The 15,075-nt window shown below is 58.2% G+C and carries 11 protein-coding genes; 1 reads left to right on the forward strand and 10 read right to left on the reverse strand.

Going from position 1 to position 15,075, the window contains the following annotated elements:
• Window positions 1-246 precede the first annotated feature (246 nt).
• The 10 genes from K9N21_22660 to K9N21_22705 all read right to left on the reverse strand — a co-directional run bounded on the left by K9N21_22660 (window position 247) and on the right by K9N21_22705 (window position 12,799).
• Window positions 247-924: a class I SAM-dependent methyltransferase gene (locus K9N21_22660; GenBank protein ID MCF8146719.1), complete on the reverse strand. Its 678-nt coding sequence runs from the start codon at window positions 922-924 to the stop codon at window positions 247-249.
• The gene (locus K9N21_22665; protein ID MCF8146720.1) at window positions 921-2,840 is read right to left on the reverse strand and encodes a hypothetical protein; all 1,920 of its coding nucleotides are present in this window, start codon (window positions 2,838-2,840) and stop codon (window positions 921-923) included. The genes K9N21_22660 and K9N21_22665 overlap by 4 nt, the downstream gene beginning before the upstream one ends.
• Before the next feature lie 10 nt (window positions 2,841-2,850).
• Window positions 2,851-4,026, reverse strand: a complete 1,176-nt coding sequence (locus K9N21_22670; GenBank protein MCF8146721.1) for an acyl-CoA dehydrogenase family protein — start codon at window positions 4,024-4,026, stop codon at window positions 2,851-2,853.
• Window positions 4,027-4,217: 191 nt separating this feature from the next.
• Window positions 4,218-4,652 (reverse strand): DNA-binding protein, encoded by a 435-nt coding sequence (locus tag K9N21_22675; GenBank protein MCF8146722.1) that lies wholly within the window; start codon window positions 4,650-4,652, stop codon window positions 4,218-4,220.
• Between the two features lie 115 nt (window positions 4,653-4,767).
• Window positions 4,768-5,166 (reverse strand): TM2 domain-containing protein, encoded by a 399-nt coding sequence (locus K9N21_22680; GenBank protein ID MCF8146723.1) that lies wholly within the window; start codon window positions 5,164-5,166, stop codon window positions 4,768-4,770.
• A 142-nt stretch (window positions 5,167-5,308) separates the two neighbouring features.
• Window positions 5,309-5,608 (reverse strand): AF1514 family protein, encoded by a 300-nt coding sequence (locus tag K9N21_22685; protein MCF8146724.1) that lies wholly within the window; start codon window positions 5,606-5,608, stop codon window positions 5,309-5,311.
• Window positions 5,609-5,725: 117 nt separating this feature from the next.
• Window positions 5,726-8,968 (reverse strand): efflux RND transporter permease subunit, encoded by a 3,243-nt coding sequence (locus K9N21_22690; protein MCF8146725.1) that lies wholly within the window; start codon window positions 8,966-8,968, stop codon window positions 5,726-5,728.
• Window positions 8,965-10,131 (reverse strand): efflux RND transporter periplasmic adaptor subunit, encoded by a 1,167-nt coding sequence (locus K9N21_22695; GenBank protein MCF8146726.1) that lies wholly within the window; start codon window positions 10,129-10,131, stop codon window positions 8,965-8,967. The genes K9N21_22690 and K9N21_22695 overlap by 4 nt, the downstream gene beginning before the upstream one ends.
• A gap of 182 nt (window positions 10,132-10,313) precedes the next feature.
• Window positions 10,314-11,897 (reverse strand): TolC family protein, encoded by a 1,584-nt coding sequence (locus tag K9N21_22700; protein MCF8146727.1) that lies wholly within the window; start codon window positions 11,895-11,897, stop codon window positions 10,314-10,316.
• A gap of 155 nt (window positions 11,898-12,052) precedes the next feature.
• Window positions 12,053-12,799: an FCD domain-containing protein gene (locus K9N21_22705; GenBank protein MCF8146728.1), complete on the reverse strand. Its 747-nt coding sequence runs from the start codon at window positions 12,797-12,799 to the stop codon at window positions 12,053-12,055.
• Window positions 12,800-13,148: 349 nt separating this feature from the next.
• Here K9N21_22705 and K9N21_22710 point away from each other — a divergent pair, with 349 nt between their 5' ends.
• Window positions 13,149-14,756 (forward strand): AMP-binding protein, encoded by a 1,608-nt coding sequence (locus K9N21_22710; GenBank protein MCF8146729.1) that lies wholly within the window; start codon window positions 13,149-13,151, stop codon window positions 14,754-14,756.
• Window positions 14,757-15,075 lie beyond the last annotated feature (319 nt).

Raw genomic sequence — 15,075 nt, forward strand, 5'->3', positions numbered from 1 at the left:
TTCGCACTATACTTTCAACGAGCATGAATCTTATCCTCCTTTCCTATCGGATCTTCACCAACAGGAACTATTGGATTTGATTCATGCTTTCAAGTTTTTAAATAATCTTTCTACCCACAAATTCGTATGAGGAGCCAAATAACTGTTCCGAAACACCCCCCTGCAGACGATTCGATCAATTGGATGATCCGGAAACGAGAAACAGTGGGTGGCGTTCCCATAGATCATGCCGAACAGACGGGATTTTTAAGGGTCGTTTTTTGCGGCGATGCCTTCGATGACATTGGATGTAATGGCGGGGCCCATTTTCTGTGAGCGGTAACGCTGGAGTTGTATGAAGCGGAAACCGCCCTGCTCAATGTAATCCGATGTTTTTCTGTTCAGATGACACCCGCCGCCGATGCGTTTCCATAAAGGGGTGATCCGGTTCTGCCACCGGATAGTGGAGGTCCGGGCGGCCAGAACATGCTCGAAAAACAGAAAGCGGCCCTCCGGCCTCAATAACCGGTGAATTTCGGAAAGGGCGGCAGACGGATCCTGAACCGAGCAAAGCACCAGGAAACTGATCACCGTATCAGCGGTTTCATCTTTGATCGGCATGCGTTCGGCCGCGGCCCTGATCACTTGCGCATCCGATTTATATGATCTGCGCCGCAGAAGTCTCTGTTTCGCCTTGCTGACCATCACGGGGGACGGGTCCGTGGGAAAATAGGGATGGACCGTTTCCGGCAGGAAAGCCATATTTTGGGCGGCCCCGGCACCGATTTCCACGACTCGGCCGCGGGCATGGCTCAGCAGGCGCCTGCGGATTTTGGCTAAGCCGCTGGTTGCCGCTATTTCGATATACGGAAAGATATAGCGGGCGTACCATCCCGTGTAAGCGGCACTCCTGGTGCTGCCATCGGTTATTATATCCGGGGTCATTGCCTCTCCTTTTCTCCGTCAGACCCCTCCACCCATCCCCCTTTCCAGCCTCTTTCATCATAATAGTCCCGGACAAACTGCTCCACATCCTCCCGGCCGAGCGTTGAACGACCGAAATAATCCCGCAGCACCAGCGGTTCACCCCTTTCGCCCTTCATGGTCCCGAACCAAATGTCCGGGGCGCGATCCGCCTCAGGCCCGAAGCCTTCGGCCTGGTTCAGTCCCTTCAGGGTGTCCCAGATTCTGGCCGCCGCACCCCTCAGTTCCTCTGCATCGACCTGAAAACCGGTGACCGCGGAATAGAATTCGCAACAGGAAGAAAGGCTGTAAAACCGGTTGTTGAAGTGTCGGTTGCAAATGCCCAGGCTGCTTAAGATGGCGTACCAGTCCTCTGCACACCGGGTCATTCTTCCCACATTAAACCCCAGAGGGTCGTCCAGGATCCGCGAAACGGCCGCCGCGCTCGCCCCCATGCGATCCAGATGGCGACCGAACAGGGGGAGGGCTTCTTCGGTCATCCCCGGCACATAGGTCGGGGATCCCGCGCTGGCTGAACGGGGACCTTTCAGGGAGACGATCTGCTCAAACTCCATGGTGCCGAGCCCCACCAGTCGGGGATCCCAGATCACGTCGCAATCCTTGATGATGGGGGCGTATGGTCCATGATCCGGGCCCAGGGACATGAGGAGGGCCTGCCAGCCTTCCCCTGGCAGGCCCGCCGATCCTTCCCGTTTGGATATTGCCCCTGCCCAGGCTTCAATAGTATCTGCATGCCGATTCAAGGGGAGATCAAAAAGGCTTTCGTCCAGGGCGTTATCTTCATGCCGGGTGATCAGAAAATCCATCATGCTCCCGAAGGTAAACATGTCCAGCCCCATCCGGTCCAGCTTGTCCGCCAGTCGGAGGCTCACGGTCTTATCTTCCGTGCGGTTCAGGTCAAACAGTTGGCCGAACAGGGCGCTGTTCAGGTAGGAGGTGGTCGTGGTTTTAAAACCGCTGTGGGGGCCTTGAATGACCTCGATGGAATCTTTGTCCGGGGTAAAGCAGGAGGGACATCCCATCCGTTTGACCTTAAAACTGCGATACACATCCGGTCCGTAAAGGAGATCGGCCTTATCACGGGGAAATACCCGGCTGAAATTCTTCCAGGCCCCGAGTTGCCGGGTATAGTTGTCCCAGTTCTCCATGATCCCCAGTTCCAGGACCCGGCGATGATTTTTAAATCTCTTGAGGCGGTCCCGGAACCCGGAAAGCAACGCCTTGAGACCCCGGACATCATGAATTTCAGAGCGCCTGTTTCCCAGGGCCGTGACGGCCTTGAGATTTTTTGACCCCATGACCGCCCCCAGGCCCCCTCGGCCCAGGGTAGAGGCCTTGTCCACCAAGGCCATGGAAAAGACCACGCCGTTCTCGCCGGCCGGACCGATGGCGATCACACTTGCCCCGGGCTCCCTATCCGACCGCTTCAGGACATCGGTGGTGTCAAAAATATCCGCTCCCCACAAATCCCCGGCATCCACAAGCGCCGCGCCCCCGTCCCGGATTCGAAGAAAGACCGGTTTGCGGGATCGCCCGGTGATGACCACGTGATCAAACCCGGCCTTTTTGAGATTCAGGGCGAACCCCATGGACCCGACGGATTCGGAAATTGTTCCATTCAAGGGAAAGCGGGTGGTTGCCACCAGCTTGGCTGCACCCGGTGCGCCGGTGCCCACCAGGGGACCTGCCCCCAGGATGAGGGGGGTATCCGGAGAGAGTGCCGGGGTCCCGGGCGTATGCAGCCGGTTCATGAGCCAGGCGTTCAGCCCGAGACCCCCCACAAAGGCCCTGGCCGGCTCGGGTTCCAGGGGGCGCACCTCCCATTCTCCTGACGTCAGATCCACATAGAGGATTCTCCCCATGTATCCGCTCAGCATAGCCTACCCCTCACAGACTGTCCCCGATGAGCTGGGACAACAACTCATTGGGGCCCAGAAAAATCTGAACAATCTTGGCGTCCCGCATATATTTTTCCACCGGGTATTCCTTTGAATACCCGTAAGATCCCATGACCTGAACGCACTGGGTGGTGACCTCCATGGCCGTATTGGTGGAAAACACCTTGGCCATATCCGAAAAGCGTGCCCGATCCGGATGGCGATGGATATTGGACCATGCGGACCGGTACACCAAAAGGCGCGAGGCGTCGATCCTGGTGGCCATATCCGAAAACATGGCGGCGATCAGACTGTGTTTAATAAGCGGCTTGCCTCCCACCACCCGTTGCTTACAATACCCCAGGGCATACTCAAAGGCGCCCCGCGCCATGCCCACGGAAATCATGCCCCCGCCCAGGCGGTTGTAGATCAGCGTTCTCTCAAGGATCTTGCTACCAATCCCCACCTTTCCCAGGAGGTTCGCCTTGGGGACCCTGACATCTTCGAGGATCACCTCGGAATTCCGATCCGCATGCATCCCCATTTTGGGCTCCGGTTTTCCGAAGGAAAGACCGGGGCGATCCTTTTCCACCACCACCAGACAGGACCCCGCCTCTCCCATATTGGGATCCACGGTCCCCACAATCACATAACAGTAGGCAATCCCGGCGTTGCTGGGCCAGATCTTGGTGCCGTTGATGATGAAATCCTCCCCATCCGCTTTGACAAGGGTCCGGCACGTTCGCAGCCCCATGCGGGGATCTTCGATATCCGCGCCGGAGGGCGGCTCGGTCATGCAGATGGCGCCCAGATTCACCTCGGTTCGCGATGCCAGGGGCCGCAAAAAGCGTTCCCTTTGCTCATCGTTTGCCGCCATAATAATGGGGGTCATGGCAAACCAGGTGTCTCCGATGACCGTGGCCATGCCCCCATCCACCGCGGCCAGCTCCTCCAGGACCACCATGGTATCCAGATTATTGGCGTTTGAGCCCCCGTACTTCTCTTCAATGGGAAACCCCAGGAGGCCGATCCTGGCCGCCTCCATGAGAACGCCATCCACCACCTTTCCCTCGGCGTAATCCGCTTCAAACCGATCCCGAACCGGCAGGATTTCCTTTTGGGCGAACCGTGCCGCCATATCCCTGATCAGCCGCCGCTCCTCGGACATCTCGAAGTTGAACATCATGTCCCCCCTTGTTATTGGTTATCGGCAATTCAACCCCGCAGGGGTATTCCTGACAAGTATAGATCGGTTGTGGTTTTTGATCGGGTTCCGTCACCCGTACCTTATCGCCGCCTTGCTGTCACAAAACCCTTTGTGTACTTCGTGTCTCCGTGTGAGTCCCGCAGTGGCGGGATTGGTTGCGGATATCCGCTTTAGGGTATTGACCACAACGCCAGGCCGGTCTCTTCCTCGAAACGTCGATTGAAGGAAGGCCCGTCAAAGGCCTGGAGAATGAACTCACACGCAAATACCACTGTACCGGGCGCAAGATGTCCGCCATAGGCCTTCCCCGATTCATCGGAGAGGGTGATGTGTGCATGGACAAACGGCTTTTCGTCTTTAAGAGATATGTTCCCGATCAGTTTTGTGATCTCCAACGGCCGGTCCAAAGACTCGAACTGGTAAGCCCGGATCGTTTGATTATAGAAGCCGATGCGCGCTTTCCGGACCGCGCCGAACGCTTCGATTCGTCCCAGCAGGATGCCCCTCTCCGTGGCCACGCTTGTGAGTTCTTCCAGGAGATCACACCCAAAACCGAGCCTCCCCATGATCATCTCTGCGGGGTGTACCGGTCTGAATTCCGCCATTTTCATCCTCCTTCATCCTGATGGTTAGGTACTGATTGCCAGGTTTTCTGTACTGTCTCCTCCCCACCTGTGTAATGGGCGTTGAGATATCTCTGATTGCGGCTATGGCCGCTTTTCAGGATTGGCTGTTGATTAGCGAGACCTGATCATTCAGGGTCCAGAGATCATACAGGTACCCGAGACCGAAGATGCCGCCCGACAGCAGGTATACGATTCCCGTAAACCATTTTCCCATATAAAACCGGTGTATGCCGAAGAGGCCCAGAAATGTCAGCAAAACCCATGCGACCGTGTAGTTGAGAGGACCCGTGCGGTATCTTAAATCGGCCTTACGGTCCATCGACGGAATAAGGAAGAAATCGATAATCCAGCCGACAAAGAGGAGCCCCAGAGTAAAGAACCAGATCGTCCCTGAAACGGGTTTGCCGTAATAAAACCGGTGGGAGCCCGTAAAACCGAAGATCCACAGAATGTAGCCGATCGACTTAAGATGCGTGTCGTTTGAATTTCCCATGGATACCCTCCAATGACATAAGGTTATTAACATTAATGGGAATTATAGAACATTCTTAACCCTCATCAGCCTCCCTTTTCGGGCATCTCGAAACTGAACATCCTCCCCAACGGCAAGGGCTTGTCACAGCAATATCCGATGATCAGAATTCCCGGTAAATAAAGACATATTCCAGATCATTGATGTCTATGGCGATCTCCCCGCCCCTGGATTCGGCATAGACCAGCCAGCCGGGTTTGGTCTCGCTGCAGCATTCCACGCCGGGCGAGAACCGGCCGCTCTTTGCCTCGTACCAGGCCAGCAGCATCGGCTCGGTTGCCATTTCCGCGGCCTTTTGATCTGCAATCCGTCTGGCTGCGGTCAGATCGGCGATGGGGTCTTCCACCCGTATGGAAACAGGGTGGGGCAACATCTCTCTTGTGAGCGTGCGGCAGGTAGTCATTAAAATTCCTCCTTAAAAAAACCGTTATCAGCTTAGTAATCAGGGCCCGCCTTTCAGCTTTCAGCTTTCAGCTTCCACCCTTCATAAACCGACCTCGCCTTTCAGCCGGCCGGCCGTTCACCCATGCCTCTCCCGTCTGGATTGCAGGGCATAAAAGGTCACCGGCACCACCACCAGCGTGAAGACGGTGGATGCCAGCAGACCGAAAATCAGGGCCCAGGCCAGACCGGAAAAGATGGGGTCCAGGGTGATGGGCCAGGCCCCCAGGGCCGTGGTCACGGCGGTCAGGGCGATGGGGCGGAGCCGGATGGCGCCGCTCTGCAAGATGGCCTCTTTCAGGGACGTCCCTTCCTTCATGGCCCCCTGGACGAACTCGATCAGCACCAGCGAGTTCCGGATGACGATCCCCCCCAGGGCGATCATCCCGATCATGCTGGTGGCCGTGAAGAACACCGGGTTGTCGAAGCCCCCCACCGGATGGGCAAAGAGGAGATTCAGGAGCCAGAACCCCGGCATGATGCCGATGAGGGTCAGGGGAACCGCCACCATGATGAGGAGCGGCATGAAAAAGGAGTTCATCTGGATCACCAGCAGGGTGTAGATGGCCATGAGGGCGGCCATGTAGGAGATGCCCATGTCTCGAAAGACCCGCAGGGTGATCTGCCACTCCCCCTCCCCTGCCCATTCGGCCCGGAGTTTTTCCGGAAGGGGATCCTTCCGGAGCCGTTTCTGCATATCCAGAACAGCCTCCCCCGGGGCCCGGCCGGCCATCTCCGCAAATGTGTAGACGACCCGTTCCAGGTTCTTGTGGTAAATCGGCTGATCCTCGGAGACGCTCACAAACGCCCCCAACTCGCCTAAAGGGATCATTTTGCCGTCAGGGGCCTTTACCGGTATCTGTGTCAGGGAGAGGATGCTCGATCGTTTGTCTCTGGGGAGGATCAGCCTGACCGGAAGGTGCTGCCGTTCGCCCGCACGATGGACCGTGGCGGGATGCCCGCCGCTCAGGGCCACTTGAAGGGTCCGCGTAATGGTGGCGGCACTGATGCCGTGGAGCGAGGCCTTTTCCTTGTCCAGCACGAAGTCGAGACGGTCCCGCGGGGTCTCGGTGGTGTCGTCGATACTCACCACAAAGGGCTCCTGGGCCATGATCCCTTCCACGTGTCCGGCCCCGGCAATGAGGTCGTCATACGACTGATCGGGTGAGCCGTAGATTTCCGCCACCACCGTTGCGATCACCGGGGGCCCGGGCGGCATCTCCACCAGTTGAATAACGGCCCCGTGACGCTGGGCCAGGTCCTCCAGGTCCTTTCGCAGCCGGAGCACCATGGCGTGGCTCTGCTGTTTCCGGCGCTCTTTTTCCGCCAGATTCACCCGGATGTCCGCCAGGTTCCCGGCCTCACGAAGATAGTAGTGCCTCACCATCCCGTTGAAGTCCATGGGAGAGGCCGTGCCCGTGTAGGAGATGAAGTTGGTGACCTCGGGAACCTGTCTGAGATACGCTTCAAAGTCCTGGACCACCCGGTAGGTCTGCTCCAGGGGGGTTCCCTCGGGCATGTCAATCACGATCTGAAACTCGTTCTTGTTGTCAAAGGGGAGCATTTTCATCGGGACATAGCGGAACAGGGCCAGACCGATGGACCCCAGCAGGAGCACGCAGATAAGGCCGTAGAGAAGCAATCTTCTGAAGGGAGAATCCAGAAACGGCCCCACCACCCTTTCATACCCCTTTTGAATCCATGGGGGCGTCACGTCCCGGGGGGGTATCTCCTCCCCTGTCTGATCTTTGGGTCCCAGCCGGCGCAGCAGGAGGTAGCTGACCCAGGGAACCACGGTGAGGGCGCACAGGGTGGAAAAGGAGACGGTCAGGGGCACGTTGGCCGCCATCGGCGCCATATAGGGGCCCATCATCCCGGTGATGAAGAAGAGGGGGACAAAGGAGACGATGATGCAGAGGGTCGACATGATGACGGGGGGAAGGACCTCCTGCACCGCAAAGAGGGTTGCGGCCAGGGGGTTGCGGCGGCCCATCCGGATATGGCGCTGGATATTGTCCACGTTGGTGATGGGATCGTCCACCACCAGACCCAGGGAGAGGATCAGGGCGAACAGGGTCACCCGGTTGATGGTGAAGCCGAACACATAGTTGACAAAGAGGGCGAGGGAAAAGCTCAGGGGCACGGCCAGGGCCACCACCAGGGCCTCCCGCCACCCCAGCGTCAGGGCAAGGAGACCCACCACCGTGAGGATGGCGAAGATGAGAGAGGCCAGAAGGTTGTTGACCTTGTCCTGGGCGGTCTGGCCGTAGTTCCGGGTAACGGCCACCTCCACACCGCCGGGGATCACGGTGTGTTTCAGGGTCTCCAGCCGATCCAGGATGTCCGCGGCCACATCCACCGCATTGGTCCCCCGCTTCTTGGCGAAGGCCAGGGTCACGGCCGGCAGGGTCAGGGCCGTGGCTTCCAGAGGGCGGGCCTGGGTACCGCTTGAAACGGCATTGGAGAAGCCGATCCGCGTATAGGCATCCGGCTCCTCAGGCGCATCCCGGATCCGGGCGATATCCCGCAGATAGACGGGTCGTCCCTCATGAATGGCCACCACCAGCTCGGCCACCTCCCGGGCCGATGCCACGAATGAGTCGCTGGTCACCGTAAGGGTCTGATTGGTCCGGCTGAACCGGCCGGCCGTGACCGCGGCATCGGTCCCCTCCAGGGCCTGCCACACCTCCAGCAGGGTGACCCCCAGTCCCGACATCCGGTCCGGTCTCAGTTCCACCCGGACCTCCCGGGACCGTCCCCCCACGATAAACGTCCGGGAGATGTCCGGGACCTCGGCCAGACGGCTCAGCACCTCTTCGCCGATGCGCCGCAGTTCATGGTCGTTGTACATGGCCGAGTGGAGCGTCAGGTTGACGATGGGCACATCATCGATCTCTACCGGCTTGACGACCCATCCGCGAACCAGGGGCGGTGCCTGATCCGCGTTCATGGCGATCTTGTTGTACAGCTTGATGAGAGAGCGTTCCCGGTGTTCGCCCACATAGAACCGGACCGTCACCACGGCCATGCCCCGCCGCGATATGGAGTAGACATATTCCACGCCGTCGATCTGCCAGAGGAGCCGCTCCAGGGGGGTGGCCACCAGCTTTTCCATTTCCTCTGCCGAGGCCCCCGGCGCCTCAACAAATACATCCGCCAGGGGGACCACGATCTGGGGCTCTTCTTCCCGAGGCGTCACCCATACGGCCGCAACCCCCATGGCCATGGCCAGGATGATGAAGATGATGGAGAGCTTGGAGGTAATGAACAGCTCGACAATGCGGGCGATCAGGCCCTCAGGGCGCTCGTCCCGGAGGTTCATCCCGTCTCTCCTCTTATGACCACCGTCTCGTCCCCGTTCAGCCCGGACAGGATCTCGACCCTGTCCTTAAACGACCTCCCGGCCGTCACATAGATATCCCGCCATTGGTCCCCGCTCTTGGCCGTCACCATCTCCAATTGTCCCACCCTCCTAAGGGCAGCCTCGGGAATCCATACCACCCTGACCTCGCCCACCGGCACCAGGAGACGTCCGAACATGCCCGGATAAAGCCCTTCAGCCCGGGGGAGATCCACCTTCACCAGGAAAGACCGGGTCCTTGGGTCTGCAGCCGGGACCACCTCGGCCAGCCGGCCCGAAAGGGTCTGATCCAGGGCATCGATGACCACCTCAAATGATTCGTTGATATTCATGTGCCGGATAGACCCCTCGGGCACCAGGGCCTCCAGCCGAAGGGCCCCGCGGGTCTGAAGGACCATTAGAGGCTTCCCGGGGAAGGCCATGTCCCCCGGTTCCACCAGACGCTGCCCCACCTCCCCGTCGGCGGTCGCCTGGATTTCCTTGTATCCCAGTGCGATGGTGCTCTCCTCCACCACCTTTTCCGCCTGCCTCACCCCGGCATCCGCTTCCTTAAGCCCGTCCTCTGCCTGCTCCAGTCCTGCCCTGGCCTGGAGAAAGGCGGACTCGGCCTCCTCCAGCTGCTGTTGGGTGGCCGCCTCGGACTTGAAATAGGTCTGAATCCGCTGATAGGCGGATTCCGCCTGTGCATAGACCGCCCTGGCCGCATGGATGGCCTGCATGGCCTGGGACCGCCGGGCACGGGCCGACAGAAGGCCCTGTTTTGCCCTGTCCAGCCGGGAGCGAAGCTCCCTGCTGTCTAAAACCACCAGCCGGTCCCCTGTTTTCACCCTGTCCCCGGGCCGGACCAGGACCTCGACGATCCGTCCCTGGACCTGGGACTCCACCTGGGTCTCCTGCATCGGCCGCACCGTCCCCACGGCCTCGTAAAACTCGGTGGCGGTCTCCACCACTGCCCGGCCCACCTTGTCCGGAGGCGCCGGCAGGGTGGCATCCGGCACCCTCCCCGGGCCGATCCGGTCCGGGGTGAAGACCCCGGCCATATGGAGCATCAAAACCGCCAATGCCGCCACGCCGCAAAGGATGGCAGCGATGCGAAGACCTCGCCTGGATTTCTGTTCAGTCATTGCGCATTACTCGTTCGTTCGGGTTACTCGTTGCCCTCTGGTTTCGGCTTTCAGCTTTGAGCTTTCAGCTCACTCCTCATGGCGCCCTTTCTGACTTCCGATCTCCGGCGCCTCACTCGCGGTCGTTGTTGCCGGTTGCCCCTTACCCAATGTTTTCGGCTTTCAGCTTTGAGCTTTTCAGCTCACTCTTCATTGCCCGTTACTCTTTGCTGGTTGTCTCTGTCTACTCCCTGCTCTTTACTCTTTGCTCCCTCCCCCCTGCTCCCTCCCCCCTGCTCCTCGCTCCCTGCTCCATACACGGCCCAGTATCCTATGGCACGACCGATGGCCGCCGCGGTCTTCTGGCGGTCGTGAAAGGCGGTCGTGGCGCGAAGAAGGGTCCGGTTCCACGCCAGTTCCGCCTCCAGATACCGGGTGATGGTCGCCGATCCCCCCTCATACTGCTTCTGGACCAGCCGAAGCGACTCCTCTGCCTGGGCCACGCTGGCCTCGGTGACCTCCCATCGGGCCTTGGCCTCCGCATGCCTGAGAAACGCGCTCTTTACCTCCAATTGGATTCCCAGGGTCGTCTTCCGGTCCGCGGCCAGCATCTCTTCCAGCACGGCCCGCGACTTGTCCACCCGGGAGGTTCGCTGAAAACCGGTGAACACATCCCAGTTGAGAATGATCCCGGCGGTCCAGTTCCTTCGATCCCAATCAAAACTGAAGCCGGGATCATCCACATAGGTCCTGGCTTGGGCGTCCAGGCTGGGCAGAAACCGGGACCGGGCCATGTCTACGCCCATCCTGGATTGGACCACCTGCAACCGGATCTTCTGAAGCTCCGGCCTCTGGGCAAGGGCCGCCACGAGGGCATCCTCATAGGCCTCCGGCACCTTTACCGGGACATCCTGGTCCTCGGCCAGTGCAATGGGGACATCCGGGTCCAGTCCCATGAGGTTTGCCAGAGACGAGATGGAAAGGCATTTGTTGTTCTGGGCCCGGATCAGGTCTTCCCTGGACTGGGCCAGGGCCACCTCCAGAGAGAGGACATCCGACTTCAAGGCCCCTCCGGCATGGTAGCGGACCTTAACCAGGTCCAGTTCGTGCTGGACCGTATCCACCGAACTCCGGGCGATCTCCACATATTTTTGTGCGGCCAGGGCGCTGTAATAGGCATGGATCACCGAGGTGACCAGGGCGTTTTCCATGCTGTCGCGGTCCAGCCGGCTGATCTCGAGACCCGTTTCCGCCATCCGCTTGCCGAGATAATCCCTTCCCCCGTTGAAGAGATTGAGCCGGCCCTTGACGCCCAGCTCGTAATTTTCAAACCATCCCGGATAGTTGAAATCCGTGTTGGCCGGAAGCTTGCGCTGATCAATGGCTTTAAAGAGATAGGCCGAGGGCGCGTTTCCCTGAACATATTCCCCATACACGGAAATCACCGGCCAGAAGGCGCTCATGGCCTCATCCAGCATGGCCTCGGACTGCTGAATCCGGGCCAGGGCCATGTCCAAGTCCGGATTGTTTTGAAGGGCGATTCGTATGGTATCCTTCAGGGTGAGTTTCCCCGCGGCCCGCAACACCTCCTCGGGCGGCGGCAGGGGACAGGTTCGAACCGGTTGAGGAAGCCCTGTGGTAACTCCGGGCTTCTCAACCTCCTGTTTGATCTTTTGATAGGTATAGCGGTCTTTATGCAGGCACGACGGGAGACAACTCAGAAACAGGATGCTCAAGGACAGAAAACCAAAAAACCGCCGAACAGGATGGGTTTCATTCAACATCATCGGTCATCCCCCATGATGGATAGGCAGGTCGTCTGATGATTGTTTTGGTGACGCTGCGCCGCTGTCGGTGCGAACGGCGCACTGAAAGCGCTTCCCGTTATCCCATGTGATGCGATGCATCACCAAAGGTGGATATCAGGGAACCGGGAGATTCTTTACAGGGCCATCTCGATTCCTCCGGGCGCATGCTCGCGGTAGTCTTTCTCCATCCTTACCAGATTGTCATAGAAGACCCTGGCATGGGTTTTCATGGCCGCTGCGGCGGCATCGGGGTCGCCGGCCAGTACAGCGTCGATAATGGGGCCATGCAGGCCCGGCGGATGGATGGAGCTGGGGGGGTTCGGGGCCATCTCCTCGATGATGTTTTTGGTCATTTTGAGCAGCGAGTTTACCAGGGCCTCCAGAAACCGATTCCCGCACATCTCGGCCAGAATGAAATGTACCCGGGTTGCCGAGGCGATATCCTCGCTCAGAGAGGCGCCGGCGGGATGCTCTGCCTTATACGCCTTCAGGAGGCGCTGGTTCCATTCGGGACTGGTGTGCACGGCAGCCAGTCGCGCCACCTCCGGTTCAATGAGAATGCGAACATGATGCAGCTCATGGATGGATATCTTATTTGCCAGGAAGAGATCCAGGCAGGCATTGGCCAGATGTTCAAAGGTTAAATCGGTTACATAGGCGCCGCCGTTCAGTCCCTGGCGGATCGCCACAAACCCGGCATTTTCAAGGGCGCGAATGGCCTCTCTTACGGCCACGCGGCTTACCTGAAACTGCTCTGCCAGGTCCTTCTCCGATGCGAGCCTGTCCCCGGCCTTGAACTCGTTGGCCAGAATCGCATTCTTGAGTTGCTGAAAAATGACGTCCGAGATCCTCGGTTGTTTAACGGGTTTAAAATTACGCATCCATATCTCCTTTGCCTCTATGATAATGAAACCGGGACCCAACTTCAACCCGAATCTGAGATGGAGAGTTCCGGGTTTATTCGTCAAAAGGGTGGTTATTCGGGATAATCCGCATCCCTTCTCCCCATCTCTTGTACAAAGGGGAGCTTGGACGCAGTGATTATCATGTATCCTGTTTGATAGAATGGTGCAACATAAAATATCCATCAAGTTTTTCTTGACAAAATATTCTATATTTTTTACCGTATAAATGTTAGACCAACAAATCATCACCATCCAACCGCAGCAGCACCTTACAACGAATCCTTGAACCGGCCTGATCTATGGCCGTCTCCTTAAGGAAAAGATCGTGGACAAGAAACTGATACTCAAGGAGTTGGGCCGTTACCCGCTGGGGACATTCGCTGATCTCATCTATCGAAACGCCATTCTCTATCCCGAAACCGAAGCCTTTATCTGGGATTCCGAGAAGATCACCTTTCAGCAATTCAATCAGAAGGTGAATGCCCTCGTCCACGGGCTTCGGAACTTAGGTTTTCAAAAAGGGACGGTCATCGGGATCCTGTCATGGAACCGGCTCGAATATCCGGAGGTCTTCGGTGCGGCCATGAAGGGAGGATTCATCCTTGCCCATTTCAGCCCCCGCCTGAAGCCCGAGGAACTGCGGCATCTCATAGACGATTCCCAGGCCGCTGCCCTGTTTTTCGCCCCGGAATTCCAGGAGGGCGTGGAAGCGATCCGAAGGCAATCCATAAAAACCCAGTTTTTCATTAGTTTCGGCCGATCAACGGGGGGAACCATCGCTTACAGGGATCTCCTGGAGCGCCATCCTGTGGAGGAGCCCGATGCGGCAGTGGGAAAGAACGACCCCCTGGTTATTTTCTATACCAGCGGCACCACCGGGATCCCCCGGGGCGCTGTATATTCCCATTCACAGAAGATGCAAAATACCCAGGTCAAGGCCCTCGATCTGGGGCTGCAATTCGGCGATCGTCACCTGGTGGTCCTCCCCATGTTCCACATCGGCGGAGACAGCCATGTATGGCCCTTTTTCCTCATGGGCGGGTGCAATGTCATCATGCCCCGGGCCTCCTTTGATCCGGTGGAGACCTTGAAGACCATTTCCGCAGAGCAGATCACCGACCTTCACATTGTTCCCACTCAGCTCATATCCCTCCTGAATCTCCCGGACATTGAAAAATATGACCTTGGCCCCCTGAAACGGATCTGGTATGCGGCATCCCCCATGCCCGTGGAAGTACTGAAAAGAGGGCTTTCGGTCTTCGGGCCTATTTTTTTCCAGGGGTACGGCCAGACAGAGTCCGGGCCCCACACCACCGTCCTCACCATGGCCGCCCACCGTGCGGCCCTGGCATCGGAAGAGGGGATGCGGGTACTTGAATCCTGCGGTCAACCCTGCATCGGGGTCCAAATAAGGATTGTGGACGATACGGGCAACGACCTCTTGCCCGGCCGGATCGGCGAGATCATTGTTCAGAGCGAGCGGATTATGTCGTCATACTGGCGCAAGCCCGAAGATACGCAGAAGGCCGTCAAGGATGGCTGGCTGCAAACCGGCGATCTGGGATATTACGATGAAAGGGGCTTTATTTATATTGCGGACAGAAAGAACGACATGATCGTCACCGGCGGGGAAAACGTCTATCCCAAGGAGGTGGAAGAGGTCCTTTACCGGCACCCGGCTGTGGCCGAGGCGGCCGTCATCGGAATTCCCGATGCCTACTGGGTGGAACGGGTTCACGGGGTGGTGGTCTTGAAGAGGGATGCCACGGCCACCGGGGAAGAGATCATGGGGTTTTGCCGGGAACAAATGGCCGCATACAAGGTTCCAAAATCGGTTGAATTTGCGGATACGCTCCCAAAGAGCCCTCAGGGTAAGATTTTAAAAAGAGAACTCAGAAAAAAGTTCCGGCTGGAGCACGAATCGCCGGGATGAGCAGGCCCGAGACAAAGCAAAGGCCTTGCCAAGCCCCGATGATCTTCTTGTTTAGGTAACCGAATTCTGAGGGATTAAAATCTTTGCTGGTGACTTCTCTGCACCATGGGGAGAAGTTGCTGCCTTATCAGTAAGCGCGCGGGGGAATAACCGGCTCCCTATTTACCCTCCGGGGGAACACCCCCGGAACATGGGCAGTTATAAATGATGGTGACCATCCTGGACATTGTGATTTCCGGTCTGTTGCTGGGCGGCATCTATGCGGTCACGGCGGTGGGCCTCAGTCTGCAGTACGGGGTGGCCCGGGTGCTCAATATCG

This window comes from Deltaproteobacteria bacterium, from assembly GCA_021737785.1.
GTDB lineage: Bacteria > Desulfobacterota > DSM-4660 > Desulfatiglandales > Desulfatiglandaceae > AUK324.